We start from the raw sequence: 21027 nt of genomic DNA, 5'->3' as shown, positions 1-21027 counted from the left end.
ACCGCCACATATCTGCGCATACATCTGCGCTTACTCGACGTAGCTTGGCTCTGGCTCGGGCGACGGCGTCGTCGTCGGCTCTCCTTTAGGAGCTGCCTTTGGCACGTTTGCCAGGTCTAGCCAAACGGCCGTGTCGTACCAGGCACCTTGGGCAGCAAGCCCGAAGGCCTGCGCGGTTTGGCCTTCCTCGAGCCGGAAAACAAAGAGCAACTTCGCGCTTTTTCCTGGTGGGAGGATGAGTTGTGCATACTGGTCGCCATCAATGGCCGGTGTTTCAGCTCGCCCGTATTCGCCGTCGTCGAAGCGTATGAAGGCTCCCGGTGCGGTGGTCGAAGAAATGTTTTCCGTGCCAACATTCGTGACAGTCGCTTCAATGGCGAGGAAACGTTTGTCACTTGCATAAATCACAATGTATCCGTGCTCGTCGTTGAGGGAATCGGCGTCGTGTATGGATTGACTGTCCGCGGTGATCTCAACATTTCCGCTGATCAACCCTGAATCGTTCTTGTTGACGAGCGTGAATGTGGTTCCCTCGAGCTTGACGTCGTCGGAGGTGGTTGGCGGCGTGGTCGGCGTCGTCCCACCGGTGCCGCCACCAGTAGCGCCGCCTGTACCTCCACCACCACCGCCGGTTCCGCTCGTTGCCGGCGTGGCTGGGTCGAGTGGCGGATCTGCTTGGAGGGCCGGCCCGCGCAGGGCGTAGATGCCGAGCGCAATGCCTGCTGCCACGATCGCGAGCGCCGCCAGCACTGCGAGTGCAATCCGGCCTGCTTTGCGCCGAGGCTTATCTGGGGTGTGTGAGCCGTCCTGGTGAACGTCGTCGGTCATTGTCTGCCTCCGCCTGCTCGTTGTTCGCGTGCCGCCGGTTAGGCGATCGCCCAAATAAAAAGAATTGTGATGAGCGCGCCGCCCACGATCGCACCCCACCATTGCGCTGCCGCCCACCAGGGCACACGTTCGAGGGGTGCTCGGCGCATGGGTAATGTCGGCGCCGTGTTGGAGAGCATGCGCGGTTTGCGTATGAGGCGGTCGTGGAGGTCGGCCTGTTCGGGGGTCACCTGCTCGATGTTTGCCAGCTCGCCCATTCCCGGCTCCACCTGTTGCAGGGCCATGAGTGTGCCGACCGGCGGGTCTTCTACCTGCACGCCCGGCTGCGTTTCGCGAAGTAAAATCACGGATCGAAACGCGTCTGACCCGTCCACTGGTGCGACGACGACGGGCACGAGCAAGCCCTTATTCGATCCGCTTTTCACGTAGCGCACGTACGGGCTTTCCGCGGTGGCCAGCGTGCGCGCAATCACCGGCACAGGATCGCCCGCCCTGGGCTCTTTCGTCACTTTCCACACCACTATCAGCGCGATCACAATGATCACTGACGGGATGAACGCGAGAAATATTTTCGTGTGAGCCAGTGCGGCCATGTTCATGACCATGCCGATCAAGGTTCCGACGAACACTCCCACGGTGGCGCCCGTGACGATCCGGCGAGCGTGGTCAATCGGCCGGTTGGCGGGCACGGCACCCGCCTCGCCGATACGAGCCACAAGATCCGAATGCGATGCCATAGTCCTCCTCGGCAGCCATCTTACTGATCATCAGCAAGGTACCGCAGGATTTCTCGGACAGCCGTCCGCGAATCTCGCCGCGCCCCCACCGTTGACGCACTCGCCCCGTAGCCCAACAAGTGCAGGTTCGGATAGGCCGCAACCCGCGTGCCACGCATAAGAATGCCGCCACTTTCCCCAGCTCCCTTGCCGCGCAGCTTTAGCGGTGCCAAGTGGTTGAGGTGCGCGCGAAACCCGGTCGCCCACACGATCGCATCCAGTTCAAGGTAGCGTTCACCCCACCAGGCGCCATGGGCGTCGAGCCGGTCGAACATGGGGAGCCGGTCGAGTAGTCCGCGCGCTTCCATGTCGCGTACTTTGTCGGTTCGGGGTAGACCAGTTTCGGCGACGACGGGCAGCGGCCTCAACCCGGCTTCAGTTCGCGCTCGCACCCGGTTTTCCACAGCCCGCCCAGCTTCGACGCCGAGCCCGCGCTGCTCGTTGGGTGCCTGAGTAGCCGCCGTTCCTGCACTGGCAGGCGAAGGACCTCCCCGGCCGAAGTCGGCCATATTCTTCCATCGCGGTGGGGTGCGAGTAGCCCAATACACGTGGTCGGTCACTTGTGAAATTTCATCCAGGTGGTCGAGGGCAGAAATTCCGCCACCGACGACGAGCGTGCGCTTACGCCAAAACACATCCGGATCACGGTAATCACGCGTGTGTACGTGTAGGCCTCGGAACTCATATAGCCCCGGATACCACGGGATGAACGGCGATCTCCATGTGCCCATACAGTTAAGAAGCGCACGGGTGCGGAACTGGCCGGCCGTCGTCGTCAACACAAACTCCGAGCCCTCGGCCGAAACCGATAGCACTCGTACCGGGCGGAAAATCGGCAGGTCAAACTCCACCTCGTATTCGCTGAAATACTCGGGGATGAACTGAGCCGACTTCTCACTGCCCGAATACGGCGGCGCCGCCATTCCCGGCAAATCCGCAATATCGTTGACGGTCGCCATCGTCAGACCCGGCCACCGGTGCCGCCACGCTCCACCTGGGCCGGCCTCGGCGTCGAGCACAACAAACGTGAGGGGATCGGCGTCGTCGTTGGGAACGGACGACGGCGCATACCCGGCCACCCCGCGCCGTTGCAGTTCGCGGGCCGCCACCAAACCGGCCTGGCCGGCACCAATAACGACGACGTCCACCTCGTGGACGCCCTCAGGCCGTGCGTAATCATGCATGCGTTAAAACTATCGCATTCACGTGGACATCAGATGAACTGTCGGAGGCGGGCGCTATGATCGAGGGCGTGAATCTTAGTGACGCCGCCGTGCTTGTGCGGGATCTGATGGACGCCCAGGGTCTTACCGACTGGGCGCTCGTCTTCGACCGCGCGAAACGACGCGCCGGGCGCACGAGGTTCGCGGCGAGGGAGATTTCGCTCTCGCGCGAATTCATCGAGCTTTTTACGGCCGAGCAGGTGCGCAAGCTTGCCCTGCACGAAATTGCGCACGCGCTCGTTGGCCCTAGTCACGGGCATGATTCCACGTGGAGGTCGACGTGCCTGTCCATCGGCGGCGACGGGCGCACCAAACTCGATCCCGCCATGCCCGTACCGCGAGGAGTCTGGCACGGGGTCTGTCCGTCGGGGCACGAGGTGTGGCGGCATCGGCGCCCCTCCCACCCGAGCTCGTGCGCGGTCTGCAACCCCGATTTTGCCGAAGCAAACCGGTTCACGTGGCACAACATCCGCACCGGGGAGGTGCTCGTATGACCACCGCTCCGCTTGCTCGAACGCCGAGGCGTAACCGTCGCAAAGCCAAAGAAATAGCTACCGCATGGGCGATGCTCGTGCCGTCACTGATCGGCGTCGGGCTGTTTTTGATGGTGCCGATCGTCATCGTCATCGCGCTCTCGTTCTTCCGGTGGGACCTCATCTCAGACCCGGTGTTTGTTGGGCTCGCCAACTACAGCTCGATGGTGGACTCGGCCGGCTTTTGGAACTCCGTGTGGGTAACGGTCAAATTCTCCGTGTTCGCCATTCCCGGGGCGATCGTCATCGGCCTGCTCATCGCCGTCGGCCTCAACCGCAAACTGCCCGGCTCGGGAGTGCTGCAAATCCTGTACGTCACACCCTGGGTGGCTGCCCCGCTCGCACTGGGCATCATCTGGTCGTGGCTACTCGCACCATCAGGGCTGATCAACGACGTGTTCGGCACTCGCACCGCATGGCTAGCAGATACGACGACGGCGCTGCCCGTCGTCGCGTTCGTCTACATTTGGCAAAACGTCGGCTACATTTCCCTGTTCTTCCTGGCCGCGCTGCAGTCGATCCCGCGCGACATCTACGAAGCGGCCGAACTCGACGGCGCAGGACCAGTGCGTAAACTGTGGTCGATCACCCTGCCGCTCATCCGGCCCACCACGTTCTTCGTATCCGTCACTTCGCTCATCTCGTCGTTCCAAGTGTTTGACCTCGTGTACGGGCTGACCGACGGCAACCCCGGCTACCCGGGCGGCACCACTGACGTGATCGCCGCACGTATTTATAACGCGGCCTTTTCTTCTCAACAGATCGGCAATGCTGCCGCAATGGCCGTGTTCCTCATGGTGATCATCGTGATTATTACCCTTGCCCAACAGCGCTACTTCTCCTCGCGCATGACCTACGACATGAGCTAGACCATGAGCGATTCACTTTCACTACAGTCATCGAACTCGCAGAACCTGGCCGGCGCTCGCAGCGTGGGTAAGCCGGGGCGTCGGGAACAAGCCGGGCTACGGCGTCGTCGGAAACCACGCAACAAAAACTCGCTCCTATCCGTGCTACTCACCTATGGCGTGCTGATCTCCGGCGCGCTGCTCACCGTGCTGCCGCTCGTGTTTTCGATCCTCATCTCGTTCCGCACCGAACGCGACCTCATCAACAACGGCGCACTGTCCTGGCCAGAAACGATCACCCTCGACAACTATGTGCGCCTGTTTACCGACCACGACTTCATTGTGCCGCTGGCTGTGACCGTGCAAGTGGTGATCGTCATGGTGATTGGCCAGTTTACGGCGTCGATCCTGGCGGCCTACGCGTTTGCTCGCCTCGAATTTCCGGGGCGTGACGTGCTGTTCTGGGCCTATATTTCCACGATGATGATCCCCGCAATCGTCACGGTCATTCCGCTGTTTACGATGATGTCGCAGTGGGGGTTGCGCAACACGTTCGCCGGTATCGTGGTGCCCTTCATGCTCGGATCTCCATACGCGATCTTCTTGCTGCGCCAGAATTTCCGGGCCGTTCCGCAAGAAATCTTGGATGCCGCCGAGCTCGACGGCGCGGGCTTTTGGCGGCAACTATGGTCAATCGTGCTACCGATGAACCGGCCAATTCTGGTGACGCTGTTCCTTATTACTGTGGTCAGCCAGTGGAACAACTTCCTGTGGCCGTCGATCATCGCACCGAATAAAGAATGGAACGTGCTCACCGTCGCGACCGCCGGGCTACAAACTCAGTACACGTCTAACTGGACGCTCGTCATGGCCGCCACCACGTTGGCGATCCTGCCACTGCTCGTTCTCTTTATTGCGTTCAATAAGCAGATCGTCCGCTCGATTGGCATCACTGGCCTGAAATAGGCGGCGGTTTCGGTACTTCCCGTAGAGCTTCCCGGGGTACCTGTTGCGTTCCCGGGGTACCGAATCCGGCGATTTGTCTACCCCGCGAAGCAAACGTGTACCCCGGGAACGGCCGAATGCTGCACCGCACACGCCTGGCCGCAGCGCTAGGCGGCGCGCGAACAGTCCTATTCCACCCCGTGCTGAGCTGGTAGGCTCAAAAGGAGTAACACGCACGACTAACTCATCAATTGAAATTTCAAGGAGATCACATGAAGAGATCGATCTACACCGCCGGAGCGATTGTTGCCACGCTTGGCCTCGCGCTGGCGGCATGTTCGCCGAGTACGGGTGGCGGCTCGTCGCCCTCATCGTCCGCGAGTGGGAGTTCACAGCCCGCCGGTGAACAAAAGACGATCACCTTCCGCCTGTGGGACGAAACCGCGGCACCCGCCTACGAAGAGTCTTTCGCCAAGTTCGAAGAGAAGAACGCGGACATCAAGGTTGAAGTTGAGCTCGTGCCCTGGGGTGACTACTGGAATCAGCTTCCACTCGACGTCGCATCCGGCGAAATGGCCGATATCTACTGGGTCAACTCCTCGAATTTCGCCCGCTACGCAGATAACGGCAACCTCATCAACATCACCGAGGAACTCAGCCCGGATCATGACGAATGGCAACAATCCATCGTCGATCTGTATACGCGCAACAACGCGCTGTGGGGCGTTCCCCAAATCTGGGATTCGACCGCGTTGTTCTACAACAAAGACCTGGTAGAAAAGGAAGGCATCGACGTCACGAACCTGAAGTGGGGTGGCGACGACGACACGCTGCTTCCCGCCGCGCAGGCCCTCACCGTGGACAAGAACGGCAACAAGGCCGGCACACCAGACTTCGACCCGGAAAATATTGCCGTCTACGGGTTCAACGCACAGGCGGACCTGCAGGCGATCTACAATCCGTGGATCGCGTCGAACGGATCGAGCCTTCAAGACGACGCCGGACAGTTCTCTTTCGCTGACCCGAAAGGTGTTGAAGCGTTCCAGTACCTCGTGGACATGATCCACACCCATCACGTAGCGCCTCCGGCAACGGAAACCAACACGAACGGCGACATCACACGTGACATGTTTATTCGCGGAGAGCTGGCGATGTACCAGTCTGGCCCGTACCACCTCAAGCAGATCGATGAAAACACGAGCGTGAAATGGGCGCTCGCCCCGCAAGTGGCCGGGCCGGAAGGGCGATTCTCTGGCTCGCACGGCGTGGTCGCCGTCGGCAATGCGCAAACCAAGAACCATGCCGAAACGTTGCGCGTGCTCGAATGGCTAGGGTCTGCTGAAGGCCAAAAGCCGCTGGGCGAAATGGGCGTGTCCTTCCCGGGTGCGGTTGACGCACAGTCCGCGTACGTGGACTACTGGGCCACCAAGGGCGTTGACGTGTCCGTGTTTATCGAAGCAGCCAACGGCAACACGGCGAAGGCTCCGTTCGGGCCGGACGTCAACTCGGGCGCCTCAGCATATTCGCCAAAGCTTCTTGACGTGTTCCTCGGCGTTGTTCCCGTTGAACAAGGGCTCAAGGAAGCCCAAGATCTCGGCAATGCTGCGATGAACCACTAAGCTGGGTCGGATATTCCGCATGGGATGAGCGCGCTTCGGCGCGCTTTCTCATTCCCAGCAAATTCCCAGCTAAACCTAGCTGTCTTGCAGGGTTATCACAGGGTTTAAAAGCTAAAGTAGACCTATCTGTTTTCACACTTTCTAGGTTGTTACTAAATGAGTCGCTGAGGTCAGGCAACGAGAGGGGATTTATGCAGCCAGGTCGCGTCATTGCAACGCTTGGAGCAATAGCCATCGCCGCAGGTGGCTGTTCCAGTGGCGAACCCGCGGGAGCCGCATCCGGCTCGCCAGCCGCAGCGCGAAGCGTCGACCACTGCACCAATCCCCTCGACGGAAATCCGCAGACTGTCAACGCTCAAGAACTCGCCTTCTGCCAGGCAGAAGCACTTGGCAAAATCAGCGGTTGGGTGCAAGAAGATACCGTGGACGGCACCCTCACCTCCACCTCGCGAGTCAACATTGATCCGCTCGCAGTTGAGATCCAACCATACGACGCCGCCGGCACCCCCGGGTCGCGGGCGATTCTGATTCGCGGCAACACGTTCGTAGAGAAAGGCGGCCGGTGGATCCAGGCCACGAAGAATTCTGACGACGACGCGCTCGCCTACCAGGCCACCATGCCCATGCGATTCGAAGCCCTGCTCAACGCCGACATTCGCGCGGCGGGCACGGATCCAAACTTGACCTACGACGTCGTCGGCCATGAAACCCTCAACGGGCAAGAGGTGACCGTGCTGAAAATGCAGGTCGCGTCGGATTCCCCGAGCGGTGACAGCCTCACGTCAAAGCTGTACATTCGCGACGACTACGTGGTGGTTCATTCCGAGTCAACGTTCCAAGTCGACGGATCGGAGCACGTGCGTGCAGCCACGCTCACCACGATTGACGAACCGCAGGAGATCATCAACCCGCGCTTCGAGACTGATTAGTACAATCGCCCGCCCGGAAATCGCCTTGTGAATCCCGCAGTCGGCGTGACACCAGCCGACAAACCGGATAAACGCCCGTGATACCGGGCTTATTAAGCCCGTTCGGACTGGATGTAGTCCACGACGCCGTCCGTCCCGGCATGCACGCCGTCATAGGTGTCGTAAAAGTCCTCTTTCGTGCCATACCACGGATCGGGAACGTCGAATTCGCCGGCGGAGTAGTACAGATTTGCCGAAAGGGAACCGCCCAGATCGTTGGCGAGCTGTCCGCCCGGACCAAACACGCCGCCCTCGCCAAACGCACCTCCGGGAGCGACCGGAAGCGTGCCGTCGAACTCGCGCCACAGGTGCAGTTTGGCCACGTCGGCCCCCGCGGCCTCCATCATCGCTCGCAGAGATTGAGCGTGTCCGCTGGTCATGGCTAGCACGAGGTCGGCCTCGCGCAATTCCGTATCGCTAGCTCGATGGGCCTGATGCCCGCGCGGTACGGCGTGCCCGAATTCTTCGAGAACCGCCCGTGCCCTGCGGTCGATCGGGTTGCCGGTTTCCTCAGTGGACACGCCCGCAGAGGTAACCACAACATCGTCGATCCCCAACTGTGCCAAGCGATCCCGCAACACCACCTCGCCCATCGGCGAACGGCAAATATTTCCTGTGCATACAACCAAGACTCGATAAGCCATGCCCTCTACCCTACCCATTCGTGCACGCAATCTCCCCGAGGAGCAGTCCACCCGCTCCGGGGGTACACGTTGTGTTCCCGGGGTACCGAATCCGGCGATTTGTCTACCCCGCGAAGCGAACGTGTACCCCGGGAACGAAATAAGAGAACTGCGTGAGGCGCCCGCTCTCGCGGCCTGATAGCGTGGCGAGGGAAGGTACCGCGAGTGCAAACGTGAAGGAAGGCTAATGATGAGGGCGGAACTGTCGATTCTTGATCTGGTGCCGATCACCGAGGGTGCCACGGCAAAGGATGCGATTGAGCGCTCCATGCGCGGGGCTGAGCTCGCTGACGAGCTCGGCTACAAGCGTTACTGGTTTGCCGAGCATCACAACACGAGCAGTCTGGCCTCTTCGGCGACGGCCTTGCTCATTGGTCGGGCGGCCTCCCGTACGAGCAGGATCAGAGTGGGCGCGGGCGGTGTGATGCTGCCGAATCACGCGCCTTTAGTGGTGGCAGAAAACTATGGCACGCTGGCGAACATGTTCGGCGAGCGCATCGACCTCGGGCTTGGCCGCGCGCCCGGCACCGACCCGCTCACCGCCCAACTGCTCCGCCGCACCGCCGCCGACCCGCAGTCTTTCGCCACGGCTATCCACCAAATGCAGGGGTGGATGTCCGACGACGGCTCCCCGGGCGGCGTACCGATCAGCTCGGCGGCGTCGGCGGGCACGAACGTGCCGATGTGGGTACTCGGGTCGACTGTGAATGGGGCGTCGATTGCGGCGCAACTTGGTCTGCCATTTTCGGTGGCCTCACACTTCGCTCCCGATTCCCTCGACGATGCGATTTCGCTTTACCGCGCGAACTTTAATCCGGACGCGCCCACCGCGCAGATCTCCGAGCCACGGGTGATGGTGGGCGTCAATATCCTCGTGGCGGACTCCGACCAGGAGGCCGAGTTCGAGTTCACGTCGCACATGCAGATGATGTTGGACGGCGCCACGAACAAGCGCCGGAAGGTGCAACCACCGGCGGAGGTGGCCTCGTTTGCTGACGACCGCGCGGCCGCTTTCGTGAACGCCACCCTACGCGTACGGGCGGTAGGTTCGCCGGCTACGGTCAAGGAGCGCCTCGACCAGTTGCAGGCACGCACAGAGGCCGACGAGTTTATCTTCACCTCATACATTTTCAACGAGGAGAAGTGGCACAAATCTTTGCGCCTACTCGCCGACCTCTGGGGAATGGCCTAGCAGCCCGGTTTAGAAGTCCCAGTCGTCGTCCGTCGTCGCTTCGGCGGTGCCGATCACGTATGACGAGCCGGAGCCGGAGAAGAAGTCGTGATTCTCGTCCGCGCCCGGGGATAGCGCTGCGAGGATCGCCGGGTTGACGGCGGTTTCCTCGGCCGGGTAGAGGGCCTCGTAGCCGAGGTTCATGAGCGCCTTGTTGCCGTTGTAGCGCAGGAACATTTTCACGTCTTCAGTCAGGCCGAGCGGGTCATACAAGGCGGAGGTGTACTCCACTTCGTTGTCGTAGAGCTCGTCGAGTAGCTCGTAGGCCCAGGCCTTGAGTTCTTCTTGGCGTTCTTTCGACTGCTTGGCGACGGCCTTTTGGTATTTGTAGCCGATGTAGTAGCCGTGCACGGCCTCGTCGCGGATGATGAGCCGGATCAGGTCGGCGGTGTTCGTCAGTTTGGCATGCGCGGACCAGTACATGGGCGCGTAGAAGCCGGAGTAGAACAGGAATGATTCGAGCATGACGGACGCGATCTTGCGGCGTTCCGGGTCGTCGCCGAGGTAGAGCTCGGAGATGATCTTGGCCTTCTTCTGCAGCGTGGGATCTTCGTTGGCCCACTTGAAGGTTTCTTCGATTTCCTCAGAAGAAATGAGCGTGGAGAAGATCGACGAGTACGACTTCGCATGCACAGATTCCATGAACGCGATGTTCGTGTAGACGGCCTCTTCGTGTGGGGTCTGCGCGTCGGGAATGAGCGAAACCGCGCCCAGGGTGCCCTGGAGCGTGTCGAGTAGCGTGAGGCCGGTGAACACGCGGGTGGTCATCAGCTGTTCGGCCTCGTTGAGGCTGTTCCACGACGGGATGTCATTCGACAGCGGAATCTTTTCCGGCAGCCAGAAATTCTCCGTCAGCCGATTCCAGATCTCTAGATCCTTCTCGTCTTCAATCCGGTTCCAGTTAATCGCCTCAACGGTGAAAGTTGTGTCTGTCATGATGTAAACCTTTACGCTTCACGTTTGTTGACGACGGCGTTCGCGCGGCGCGCGCCGTCCGTGCCCTTTATCCTCTCACGCCGGGAGGACTTTGGCCCCACCGAAATACCCGGAATGTTTTCCAGCGAATGACCTCACAATCCGCCTCCGGAATGACGTGGCGTGAAGCGTGGGAGGCTGGCGCGGCTTTACGCTATATCCCATGACAGTTTCAGATTTTGCCTCTTCTTCTGGCACGCGCTCCGACGTCGACTCTGCATCGTCTCAGCCGCCGACGCCACCCCCGTCCGCTGACAAACCGGCAGCCGTGAGCGCGAAGAAGCCACGTATTGCCGGGATTGATATTGCCCGCGGGCTAGCCATTATTGGGATGATTTGGGCGCACACTAAAGCCTTTTCGTTTGAGCAAACCTCGATCGGCGACTACCTGTCTACTATCCCGGATGGCCGCTCGGCCGCGCTGTTTGCGCTGTTGGCGGGCGTGTCCCTGTCGTTAATGACGGGCCGTACGCAGCCGTATACGGGTACGAAGATGTATCACGCGAAGTTGCGGATCGTGGGCCGCGCGATCATGTTGTTGGCCATCGCGGGAATCTTCGTGTTCTTCCCCACGCCGATCGCGATTATTTTGGGTTACTACGCGGCGTGGTTCATTTTGATGATTCCCGTGCTGGGGTGGTCTGCGCGCCGACTGTTTATTGCGGGCGCAGTGCTGGCGCTGGTTGGCCCGCCGCTCATCCAGGTGATTGAGGCTCCGGCGGTGGACCAGCACATCATGTCGGCGGGCAATATCAACAATCTGTTCCATGACGTGCTCGTTACCTCGATGTATCCTGGCTTGGCCTATTTGGGTTACGTGCTGATCGGCATGGCACTGGGCAGGCTTGACCTCACCCGGCGTGACCTGCAGATTTCCATGGTTGTGATCGGCACAGGCGTGGCGTTGTTGGCCTACACGGGCTCGTATGCGATCACCCGCACCTGCGACGACGGTTTTGACGGCATCATCAAGGAAATTCCGGCTTCCGAGTTTCCAAGTTCCCAGCTTCCTGATACCGAGCTTGACGGCTCAACGCCCGGCGGCTCGGAGCTTCCCGACGCCGCCCTTCCCGCACCCACCGACGGTACGACGGATGGTTTGAGCGGCTTGGACGACGCGCTATCTGGCGGCGAACTCACTCCCGAGCAGCTCGAGAAACTGAAGAAGAACGGCGACGTCGAGATCATCACGCCCGGCAAACCCGGACAGGGCTCATCTCCCGCCCTTCCGGGCCCGGACTCTTTTGATCCAGACTCGAAGGGCAACGACTTCCCGGGCAAGGACTTCCCCGATAAAGATCTCCCTGGGGATTATTTCCCTAAGGGCGACTTCCCCGACGACGACTATTACCCGGGTGACTGGTCAACGATCAACACGTGTACGCTCTTCAACGCGAATCCGCATTCGAACACGACGCCCGAGGTGCTCGGCAACACCGGAGTTGGGGTAGCCCTGCTAGGACTCAGTCTGCTGCTGTCCCGCCTCGCCCGGCACGTGCTCTTCCCGGTGGCAGCGATCGGGTCGATGGCGCTAACCGCCTACACGGCGCACGTCATCATCCTGAGCCTCCTGCCTAACTCCTTCGGTTTCTACGACGGCGTTAACACCACTTTCTTGTGGTTGACCGGCGGGCTCATGGTGTTCTGTTCGCTGTGGAAGCTCCTGCCGATCGGGCGCGGACCGCTCGAGTAGCTGACGTGGAAGTTCTCGCTCTGGTTCGCCCGCCCGAGCAAGCCAGCACCAGAGGCTACGGCCGGCCCGGCCGCCGACACCAGCCCGAGTGCTACGGACGAGCCTGGGCAGCTGCCCGCGCAGCCCGCGGAGCAGCCTCGAGAATCCGAGTGATCGCGGCGTCGTCGTGGGCGGCGGACACGAAGTAGGCCTCGAACACTGACGGCGGCAAGTGAACGCCGTCGGCGAGGAACGAGTGGAAAAAGGCCGGGAAGCGGAACTGCTCCTGAGCCTCCACGTCCGCCCACGAGCGTGCCGGACCTTCGGCGAACAGGATCGAGAACAGCGAGCCGACCCGCTGGACGTGATGGGTCACCCCTTCGGCGCTGAGCGCCTCGCTGATGCCGCTGGCCACGGCGTCGGCGGCGCGGTTAATCGCGCCATAGACTCCGGCGTCGGCCAACCGTAGCGTGGCAAGCCCGGAGGCGGTAGCCAGCGGGTTACCGGAGAGTGTGCCGGCCTGGTAGACCGGGCCGAGCGGGGCGAGGTAGTCCATGACGTCGGCGCGTCCGCCGAGTGCCGCGATGGGCATGCCGCCGCCGAGTACCTTGCCAAACGTCATGATGTCGGGCGCGTACGGCTCGTCTTGGTCGATTCCCCACATGCCGGCGGGTGACAGGCGGAAGCCGGTGAGCACTTCGTCGTAGATAAGCAGGGCATCGTGACGTTCGCATACGGATTTGAGGAAGGCGTTAAATCCGGGGTCGGGCGCGATAACGCCCATGTTTGCGGGCGCGGCCTCCGTGATGATGGCTGCGATCCGATCACCGTGCTCGGCAAACAGGTCAGTGATCGCCTGGCGGTTGTTGTATTCGACCACCACCGTGTCGCGAACCGTGCCGTCCGGAACGCCCGCCGAGGAGCTCATGCCAAACGTGGCAACCCCCGAGCCGGCCGCTACCAGTAGTGCGTCCTCGTGGCCGTGATAGCAGCCTGCAAACTTGACGATGAGATCGCGCCCGGTGAACCCGCGGGCCAGCCGGATCGCCGTCATCGTCGCCTCCGTGCCGGTGGACACGAAGCGTACTTTTTCTACGGGCTCCACCCGGTCGATCACCACTTCGGCCAGTTCGACCTCGGCGAGCGTGGGCGCTCCGAAGGACAGCCCACGCGCCGCAGCCCGCTGGACCGCGTCAACCACCTCTGGGTGAGCGTGGCCGAGCAGCGCCGGCCCCCACGAGCCCACCAGGTCCACGAATTCGCGGTCGCCGGAATACGTGTAGGCTCCGCGAGCGCGGTCGATAAACACTGGGGCGCCACCCACGGATCCGAAGGCGCGCACGGGCGAGTCCACGCCCCCGGGGATGGCGCGTTTGGCGCGTTCAAAATCAACCATGATTACCCTTTCTGGCCGGCGCTGACCGGCTGTGTGTGCCTGTTAGCCTGCCGCGTGTGCGGCTTTGTGGGCGAGTTCGGCGGCCCAATACGTGCAGATCATCGTGGCGCCCGCGCGGGCGATTCCGGTGACCATTTCGTCGATCACCCTATCGCGGTCGATCCAGCCGCGCTCGGCCGCCGCTTCCACCATCGAGTATTCGCCAGAGACTTGGTAGGCGGCCACGGGCACGGGCGAGATCGCACACACGTCAGCCAGCACGTCGAGGTAGGAGCTTGCGGGTTTGACCATGACGACGTCGGCTCCCTCGGCGATGTCGAGCTCTGCCTCGCGCACGCCTTCCCGCCGGTTGGCCACGTCCATTTGGTAGGTGCGCCGGTCGCCGCTCAGCTGGGAGTCGACCGCTTCGCGGAATGGGCCGTAGAACGCTGAAGCGTATTTCGCGCTGTAGGCAAGGATGGCGACGTCGGTGTGCCCGGCGGTGTCCAGGGCCGCGCGGCAGGCGGCCACCTGGCCGTCCATCATCCCGGACAGGCCAAGCATGTGTGCTCCGGCTTCGGCTTGGCGAACTGCCATTTCTTGGTAGATCTCGAGCGTGGCATCGTTGTCCACCCGGCCGTGATCGTCCAGCACTCCGCAATGGCCGTGGTCGGTGAACTCGTCAAGGCACAGGTCGGCGATGATCACCGCGCTATCGCCGATCTCTGCGCGCAGGCGGGCAATCGCCCGGTTGAGAATGCCGTTCGGGTCGGTGCCAGCGCTCCCGACGGCGTCGCGCTGTTCCGGCACGCCGAAAATCATGAGCCCGCCAACTCCCGCCGCCACGGCCTCCCGGGCCGCGTCGACCAGCGAGTCCATCGTGTGCTGCACAACCCCGGGCATCGACTGGATCGGCGCAGGCTCGGTAATCCCTTCCCGTACGAACATGGGCAAAATGAGGTTACCCGGGCGGTATCCGGTTTCTCGCGCAAGTGCACGCATTGCTGGTGTGGCGCGCAGGCGCCGAGGGCGGTGAATCATGAGTGCGTCCTTTCCAACGTCTCTAAACAGTCTTCGATTCCCCGGCGGTCCGGGGTGGCGGCCACGCCGGCAGGCGGCGCTCCGAGGCTGGTCAGCGTGTCGGCAGTCGGCTGCCCGATCGCCACGAGCAGCGGGAGGTCTCCCGGCCAGTGCTCGGCGAGCGTACGCCCCGCGCTTGATGACGTCACGACGACGACGTCGGGCCGCTCCGCCGCCATCTTTCGCACGCCCTCCGGGCTCGGCTCGCTCGTGTAGATGTCTATGCGCGTAGTCGGGATACCTGCTGCGGCAAGGGAGTCGGTGAGCGTGGTGGCCGCGAGCGCGGACGCCGGAAACGTGACGCGGCGCGGTTTGGCTGCCACGAGCGCGACCGCGAGCTGCGCGGCGGTGGATGGCGCGGGTGCGATCAGCTGGGGCGAGCGGGGTGCTCGCCGGGCGGTTGCCTGGCCGACACACGCGATCGGCATACCCTGCGGTATCTCAAGGCCGCTCTCTGCCAACACGGTGAACGTGTAACCGGAGGTCACGGCCAGCCAGTGCCCGGCCGCAGCGTCAGCTCCGTGCCGCACTGGTTTCTCCCTGCGGCCTTCATCATCACAGCAAGCCGCAATCTCGGTGAAGGCTTCGCGCAGCCGGGCAATCCCCTCGGGTAGCGGCACGCGCCGCGTGACCGGGATGCTGATCCACCCCTCGGTGAGCTGCGAGGGTGCTCGCGTAGCCGCGATCTTCATCGGTTGCCCACGCCCGCTGCCAAGAAGTGCTCGGCCAGCTCGCTAGCGCAATCCAACGGATCTGGCCCGGTGACCTCGTGTTCGACGTGCTCTTCGGCGTCGACGTACCTGGCTCGCACGCTCAGCTGCCCGCCGCTATCGGTGGCCAGTACGCCCACGGGGGTCGTGCATCCGGCGCCGATGAGCCGCATGAACGCCCGCTCGGCAGTGACTTCCCTGCGGGTTGGCCCGTGATCTACTCGGGCAAGTATCTGCTCCCATTCCGATCCGCGGGCTGTTTCTATCGCGAGCGCGCCCTGTGCCGCCGCTGGGATCATGATGGTCGGGTCGAGGTCCTCGCCTACGTCCAATCCGAGCCGTTCGAGTCCGGCGCGGGCGAGTATGACGCCGTCGAGGTCGTCGCCTGCGCGCGCCAGCCGGGTGGGAACGTTCCCTCGGATCGCCACAACATCAAGATCTGGGCGGCGTGCCAATAGCTGGGCGCGCCGGCGCGGTGAGCCGGTGCCGATCCGCGCCCCCTGCGGGAGTTCGGCGAAAGGAACGGATGCGCAGAGTACGTCGGCCGGATTGGCTCTGAGCGGGTAGTAGATCGCCAGGTCCGGGTGGTCTGCTGCGGGAAGGTCTTTCGCCGAGTGGATGGCAACATCGCACTCCCCGGCCAGGATTGCTTGGCGTACCGCCGAGGTGAACAGGCCCGTGCCGCCAATCTTTTCCAGCGGCGCACGGTCGACATCGCCGCGGGTGGTGATGCCGACGATCTCGTATCCGCTCACGCGCATATCGACGCCGCCAGGCGAGCCCAAGCCGTCAGGCGAGCCCGAGCCGCTGTCTGCACCGGCGTCAACAATGAGTTGCGCGGTCGCTTTCGCCTGGGTCAAGGCCAGGTCAGAGGTGCGGGTGCCCACGCGTAACACCCTGGGAGCGCGCGGAACCTGGCGAGCGGCGTCGTCGTTCATCTCGCTCATCCCCGCTCCAGAATCGCGCTCGCGGTCGCACGCGCGTGCGGGATGACCGCCGAGATTCCCGATCCGGCCTTCCACACGCCGGTGATCCACACCGTGGGTGGGGTTTCGATCCGCCGGGCCCACGCGCGCAGGCCCGCCGTGGCCGGGGTGAGCGCTCCGCCCCAGCGCAGTACGTAAGAATCGGCGACGTCGTTGGCGGTGATTGCCGTGCCGAACAGCGCATTCACGTCCTCAATCGCGTGAGACACCGGCACGTTGTCGTTGACCGGGTAGCTCACGCGCAGCACGTGCAGGTCGGTGGCCTCGCCCAGCCAGGCCCACTTGTGCGACATGTGGGAGATTGCCTTCGTCCGCGCCGTGCCCGCCACGCACAGCATGCCCGAGCCGCGCGGTGCGGCGTCGAGTTCCTCGCTGCGCACCGCCAGCGAGACGTGGGTGGTCAGCCGCCCCTTTGGAAGCTCGAACGGCTCGAGCACCATCGCGCCCGGCAACAGCTGCTGCGCCCGCGCCACGCCGGTGGCGACGACCACGTGGTCGGCAGCCAGCGTATGCGTCGTGCCGCCGCGCTCGTAGGTGACCGACCGGGCCGTCATTTCTTTCGCCTTCGCTCCGGTGATGATCTGCGCGCTGGCCTCTGCCGCCTGCTCTGCCAGTCGCTCGGGAAGGCGGAACATTCCCCCGCGCACGGTCGCAATCGCCGGGCCGGTCAATCCCGCTTCCACTGCGCCCGCGAGCGTGCCGTGCTCGGCGAATCGCGCCTTCAGCAGTGGATCGAGGGCCAGATTATCGGGATGCGTGGAATAGATTGCGCTGACGATCGGCGAGACCAGGCGCTCCACAATCTCATCGCCCATACGCGCCCGTACGAGCTGCCCGAGCGTAGCGGCATCCTTACCCACGTGTGCGGGCATGTCCAAATCGGCGGCCACCCGCGCCGGATCAGCCAACAAGCCTGTGATCTCGTCGGAGTGCGGATCGGCCGGGATGCCCAGCTTAGCCCGCGCCGGCATCGGAAACGCCTCTCCGTTCCAGATCCACGACCTTCCCGTCGGCCCCATCGTCTCCAGCCCAAGCCCGCGAATGTAGTCGGCCACCTGCTCGGGCTGGGTGGTGAACGCGTCCGCACCCAGGTCAATCGGCACGCCCGCAAGCTCGCCGCGAGGAATAAGACCGCCTAGGTTCGTGCGCTCTTCGAGTACGGTCACGGCCTGCCCGGCTAGTGCCAGTTCGCGGGCTACGGTCAAGCCGGCAAGTCCGCCGCCGATGATAACGATCATGCCTGCTCCTTGATGTAATCCACGATCCGGGTGAGTACCCCGGGATCCGTCGTGGGCGGCACGCCATGGCCAAGATTAACGATGTGGCTCGGCGCCGCCTTGCCCGATTCCAGGACGTCGTCGACGTGCGCGCGCAGCGTCTCCCACGGCGCCGTCAGGTAGGCCGGATCAATATTTCCTTGCAACGGTTTACCGGGAAGCTGCGCGGCCGCGCTGGCGAGTGTGATGCGATAGTCGACGCCGACGACGTCGCCCACCGTCCCCATAAGGTCAAGGATGTGTCCGGTGCCAGTTCCAAAATGAATAACGGGAACCGGCAGACCCTCGACTGCGGCACGCGAATACGGCAGCACGTAGCGTTCATAGTCGGCGCGGGAGAGCGAACCGGCCCACGAATCAAACAGTTGCGCCACACTCGCGCCAGCCTCCACCTGAATTTCGATAAAGCGCCGCGTGGTGTCCGCCGCCCAGGTCATGAGCTTGTGCCAATACTCCGGGTCAGTGTGCATGAGTCCACGCGCAGCCAGGTGATCGCGCGAGGGCTTGCCTTCCACCATGTAGGCAGCGAGCGTGAACGGGCCGCCCCCAAAACCGATCACCGGCACACCCGCGTTAGCGACACATAGTGAGACAGCCTCACGAATCTCCGGCGAATCCTCCAGCCGGTGAGTGAGCACATTATCGATGTCGGCTCGGGTGCGTAGCGCCGTATTAAAAACTGGGCCAACGCCAGGTTTAATATCGACGTCGATGCCCGCAATTTTCATGGGAACCACGATGTCAGAAAAGAACACGGCGGCATCCACCCCGTGCCGGCGAACCGGCTGCAACGTGATTTCTGCTGCTAATTCCGGAATCAAACACGCCTCCAACATTGGCGTCTTTGCGCGGATTTCTCGGTATTCGGGGAGCGACCTTCCGGCCTGCCGCATGAACCATACCGGCGGGCGCACCCCGCGCTTCCCACGTGCCGCATCAACAAGAAGACTCATGGCCGTAAGTGTTCCAAAAGTGGACGTCCTTATCAATTCGAGTAATAATCATGGGCGTGGCTCTTTTTGTCGTTTCAGCAAACCATCACGATCTCACGATTTCAGACGTGGAACGGGTGGCTCAGCACGCCCAAAATCTTAGCGACACTTTAAGAGACACCGTCAGCATAACTGGTCACGCTGTGCTGTCCACATGCAACCGCTACGAGCTCTACCTCGACTCTACTCGCGAGGCCGCTGAGGCTATCCGGGAACAGCTGAACGGCGCGACCACGCAGGGCGGTGTCATCCTACGCGAAGCCGCCGAGGCGGCCCGGCACATTTACGCCGTCGCCTCCGGGCTGGACTCAATGGTGGTGGGCGAACGTGAAATCGTCAGCCAAATGCGCACCGCGCTCAGCTCGGCTCGCGAGGCACACACCACCACGCCCCTGCTCGAACAAGTCCTGCAGGGCGCACTTGCCACCTCCCGCAAAGTCGCCTTGCACACAGACTTTTCCGCGGCCGGCAGGTCCATCGTGGGCGCCGCGCTCGACATGGCGAACTCGAGCGGATGCGAACGCGCCGCCTGCGACGACGCCGGGCGTTCCCCGTGCGACGACGTCGCAATCCCCCGGAGTAACTGGGCGAATATTCGCGTGCTGCTTGTGGGCACGGGCGCCTATGCGGGGGCAACCGTCGCCGCGCTTAAAGACCGGGGTGCGACCCATATTTCGGTGTGGTCAAAATCCGGCCGCGGCCACCAGTTCGCAGCGGACCACGGCGTCGTCTACACGCCCGTGCTCGACCTCATGAGCCCCGCCGTCGTGATTCTTTGCCGGGGAACAGGTTCGCCCGTCATCACCGCGGACGCCCTGCGCGAGGTCATGCCCCGCCGCAGCCCGCTCACGCTTATTGATTTGGCGCGCTCACGCGACGTCGAAACCACAGCCCGTGACGTGGAAGGCGTGCGGCTCATCGACCTCGAGGTCATCCGTCACCACGTGCCAGCCGCGTGCCAGGGCGATATTGAACGTGCCCAGCAGATCATCGCGGACGGGCTCGCGGATCTGGATAAACAGCTGGTCGGCCGGGCAATGGACCCGGTCATCATCGCGATCCGCAACCACCTGGGAACCATGCTCGAACGCGAACTGGAAAAGTTCCCGGCCGGTGGCGACGTTCCAGCCGAACGCTCCACCCGAGCATTGCAACGATTTGCAGCCACCTTGGCCTATCAACACTCAGAAAACGCGCGCCGGGCCGCCGAAGGCGGGCGGGCAGAAGAATTTCATGCGGCAGCCGAATTAGTTTTCGGTATTTCACTTCCCGAACCTCAACCAGTTAAAGGATCGTCATGACCGACGCTTATATGATCGTCTCCTACGGCGGGCCGGACAAACCGGACGATGTCGTGCCCTTCTTGCGCAACGCCGTCGCCGGCAAAGGAATCCCTGATGAGCGGCTCGAAGAAGTGGGCGAACACTACTTCCTTTTCGGCGGCAAATCCCCGATCAACGAGCTCAACAGTGAGCTTGCCCAGAACTTGCGCGAGGAGCTGGCGCGGCGTGGGGACACCACGCCCGTCGTCGTCGGGAATCGGAACTGGCTGCCCTATGGCAACGACGTGCTTCGCGAGCTGTACGACGCCGGGGCGCGGTCGGTTCGTGCGATAGCGACGTCAGCATACGGCTCGTATTCATCGTGCCGTCAGTACCGTGAGGATTTGGCTCGCTGGCTCGGCGAATTGGACCTGCCCGAAATGGATATTGATAAAGTGCCGCCGTTTTGGGACACGGAAGCGTTCTTCCGGGCGTATCGGGATTCGACAGCGCGCGCGTTGCGTGAGGCGCCCGATGGTTCGCGGGTGTTGTTCGTGACGCATTCTGTGCCGACCGCGATGAACGAAGCCTCGGGGGTGGCTCGCCCGCTCACCTATGAGGGTCAGCATCTGAGCCTGGCCCGCCGGATCGCGGATTCCCTCGGTATCGCCGAGTGGGACATGACCTACTGTTCCCGCTCGGGCAGCCCGCGCACGCCCTGGCTCGAGCCCGATGTCAACGACCACATCGAGTCCCTTGCTGAGCGCGGCGTGACCTCTGTGGTGATCGTGCCGATCGGGTTTATTTCCGACCACATGGAAGTCATCTACGATCTGGACACGCAAGCGAAGGAAACCTGCGACGAGCTCGGCATCGCCCATCACCGCGCAGCGACCGTGGGCACCGATCCGCAGTTCATTTCCGCGCTCGCCGATCTTTTACAAGCGCCCGAGCATCCGACGTGTGCGGCGTCGTGCTGCTGGGCCGGCGCAAAGGAGCCGGCCGTTCCCGCGCTTTGACATCGATCTACGAACCTTCAACACC

The 21027-nt window shown here is 62.7% G+C and carries 20 protein-coding genes; 9 read left to right on the top strand and 11 right to left on the bottom strand.

What is annotated here, in order from left to right; all coding sequences use genetic code 11:
- Positions 1–30: 30 nt before the first annotated feature.
- Genes EL234_RS05505 through EL234_RS05495 form a run of 3 tightly spaced genes read right to left on the bottom strand, consistent with a single transcriptional unit; the run spans position 31 to position 2788 of the window.
- Positions 31–828 (bottom strand): hypothetical protein, encoded by a 798-nt coding sequence (locus EL234_RS05505; protein WP_126416516.1) that lies wholly within the window; start codon positions 826–828, stop codon positions 31–33.
- A 38-nt stretch (positions 829–866) separates the two neighbouring features.
- Positions 867–1565 (bottom strand): hypothetical protein, encoded by a 699-nt coding sequence (locus EL234_RS05500; RefSeq protein ID WP_126416515.1) that lies wholly within the window; start codon positions 1563–1565, stop codon positions 867–869.
- Positions 1566–1585: 20 nt separating this feature from the next.
- The gene (locus EL234_RS05495) at positions 1586–2788 is read right to left on the bottom strand and encodes a flavin-containing monooxygenase (RefSeq protein ID WP_126416514.1); all 1203 of its coding nucleotides are present in this window, start codon (positions 2786–2788) and stop codon (positions 1586–1588) included.
- Positions 2789–2856: 68 nt separating this feature from the next.
- Between EL234_RS05495 and EL234_RS05490 the strand changes: the two genes are divergently transcribed.
- From EL234_RS05490 to EL234_RS05470, 5 genes are all read left to right on the top strand, one after another.
- On the top strand, positions 2857–3321 hold the full coding sequence (locus EL234_RS05490; RefSeq protein WP_126416513.1) for a SprT-like domain-containing protein: 465 nt from the start codon (positions 2857–2859) through the stop codon (positions 3319–3321).
- Positions 3318–4229, top strand: a complete 912-nt coding sequence (locus tag EL234_RS05485; RefSeq protein WP_126416512.1) for a carbohydrate ABC transporter permease — start codon at positions 3318–3320, stop codon at positions 4227–4229. The genes EL234_RS05490 and EL234_RS05485 overlap by 4 nt, the downstream gene beginning before the upstream one ends.
- A 3-nt stretch (positions 4230–4232) precedes the next feature.
- Complete coding sequence (locus EL234_RS05480) at positions 4233–5174, top strand: carbohydrate ABC transporter permease (RefSeq protein ID WP_126416511.1); 942 nt, start codon at positions 4233–4235, stop codon at positions 5172–5174.
- Between the two features lie 251 nt (positions 5175–5425).
- On the top strand, positions 5426–6772 hold the full coding sequence (locus EL234_RS05475; RefSeq protein WP_126416510.1) for an ABC transporter substrate-binding protein: 1347 nt from the start codon (positions 5426–5428) through the stop codon (positions 6770–6772).
- 191 nt (positions 6773–6963) lie between these two features.
- Positions 6964–7701 (top strand): hypothetical protein, encoded by a 738-nt coding sequence (locus EL234_RS05470; RefSeq protein ID WP_126416509.1) that lies wholly within the window; start codon positions 6964–6966, stop codon positions 7699–7701.
- Positions 7702–7793: 92 nt separating this feature from the next.
- Here EL234_RS05470 and EL234_RS05465 read toward each other — a convergent pair whose 3' ends face one another.
- Positions 7794–8384: a low molecular weight protein-tyrosine-phosphatase gene (locus EL234_RS05465; protein ID WP_126416508.1), complete on the bottom strand. Its 591-nt coding sequence runs from the start codon at positions 8382–8384 to the stop codon at positions 7794–7796.
- A 226-nt stretch (positions 8385–8610) separates the two neighbouring features.
- Here EL234_RS05465 and EL234_RS05460 point away from each other — a divergent pair, with 226 nt between their 5' ends.
- Positions 8611–9615, top strand: a complete 1005-nt coding sequence (locus tag EL234_RS05460) for an LLM class flavin-dependent oxidoreductase (protein WP_241968948.1) — start codon at positions 8611–8613, stop codon at positions 9613–9615.
- A gap of 9 nt (positions 9616–9624) precedes the next feature.
- Here EL234_RS05460 and nrdF read toward each other — a convergent pair whose 3' ends face one another.
- Entirely contained in the window at positions 9625–10590 is a 966-nt protein-coding gene (gene nrdF, locus EL234_RS05455) for a class 1b ribonucleoside-diphosphate reductase subunit beta (RefSeq protein WP_126416507.1), read from the bottom strand.
- 202 nt (positions 10591–10792) lie between these two features.
- Here nrdF and EL234_RS05450 point away from each other — a divergent pair, with 202 nt between their 5' ends.
- On the top strand, positions 10793–12322 hold the full coding sequence (locus EL234_RS05450) for a heparan-alpha-glucosaminide N-acetyltransferase domain-containing protein (RefSeq protein WP_126416506.1): 1530 nt from the start codon (positions 10793–10795) through the stop codon (positions 12320–12322).
- Positions 12323–12413: 91 nt separating this feature from the next.
- Here the strand turns inward: EL234_RS05450 and hemL are convergent, their stop codons facing one another.
- The 6 genes from hemL to hemE are packed head-to-tail and all read right to left on the bottom strand — an operon-like array spanning position 12414 to position 18682.
- Entirely contained in the window at positions 12414–13697 is a 1284-nt protein-coding gene (gene hemL, locus EL234_RS05445; protein WP_126416505.1) for a glutamate-1-semialdehyde 2,1-aminomutase, read from the bottom strand.
- A 42-nt stretch (positions 13698–13739) separates the two neighbouring features.
- Entirely contained in the window at positions 13740–14717 is a 978-nt protein-coding gene (gene hemB, locus EL234_RS05440) for a porphobilinogen synthase (RefSeq protein ID WP_126416504.1), read from the bottom strand.
- The gene (locus tag EL234_RS05435) at positions 14714–15448 is read right to left on the bottom strand and encodes a uroporphyrinogen-III synthase (RefSeq protein ID WP_126416503.1); all 735 of its coding nucleotides are present in this window, start codon (positions 15446–15448) and stop codon (positions 14714–14716) included. Before EL234_RS05435 ends, hemB begins: the two co-directional genes overlap by 4 nt.
- Positions 15445–16413 carry a hydroxymethylbilane synthase gene (hemC, locus tag EL234_RS05430; RefSeq protein ID WP_197718416.1) on the bottom strand — a complete coding sequence of 323 codons (969 nt, stop codon included), beginning with the start codon at positions 16411–16413 and terminating at the stop codon, positions 15445–15447. Before hemC ends, EL234_RS05435 begins: the two co-directional genes overlap by 4 nt.
- Positions 16410–17690, bottom strand: coding sequence for a protoporphyrinogen/coproporphyrinogen oxidase (locus EL234_RS05425; RefSeq protein WP_126416502.1), 1281 nt, complete (start codon positions 17688–17690; stop codon positions 16410–16412). Before EL234_RS05425 ends, hemC begins: the two co-directional genes overlap by 4 nt.
- The gene (gene hemE / locus EL234_RS05420; RefSeq protein ID WP_126416501.1) at positions 17687–18682 is read right to left on the bottom strand and encodes a uroporphyrinogen decarboxylase; all 996 of its coding nucleotides are present in this window, start codon (positions 18680–18682) and stop codon (positions 17687–17689) included. Before hemE ends, EL234_RS05425 begins: the two co-directional genes overlap by 4 nt.
- 56 nt (positions 18683–18738) lie before the next feature.
- On the opposite strand from hemE, the gene EL234_RS05415 reads away from it, so the two are divergent.
- Both EL234_RS05415 and hemH read left to right on the top strand, forming a co-directional pair.
- Entirely contained in the window at positions 18739–20022 is a 1284-nt protein-coding gene (locus EL234_RS05415; protein WP_164712383.1) for a glutamyl-tRNA reductase, read from the top strand.
- A complete protein-coding gene (gene hemH / locus EL234_RS05410) occupies positions 20019–21002 on the top strand; it encodes a ferrochelatase (RefSeq protein WP_126416499.1) in 984 nt (327 codons plus the stop codon). Before EL234_RS05415 ends, hemH begins: the two co-directional genes overlap by 4 nt.
- Positions 21003–21027: the final 25 nt, after the last annotated feature.

It is taken from the genome of Trueperella bialowiezensis (genome assembly GCF_900637955.1).
GTDB lineage: Bacteria > Actinomycetota > Actinomycetes > Actinomycetales > Actinomycetaceae > Trueperella > Trueperella bialowiezensis.
The sequence above is the reverse complement of the archived record's forward strand: the minus strand, read 5'-3'. Positions and strand labels throughout refer to the sequence as shown.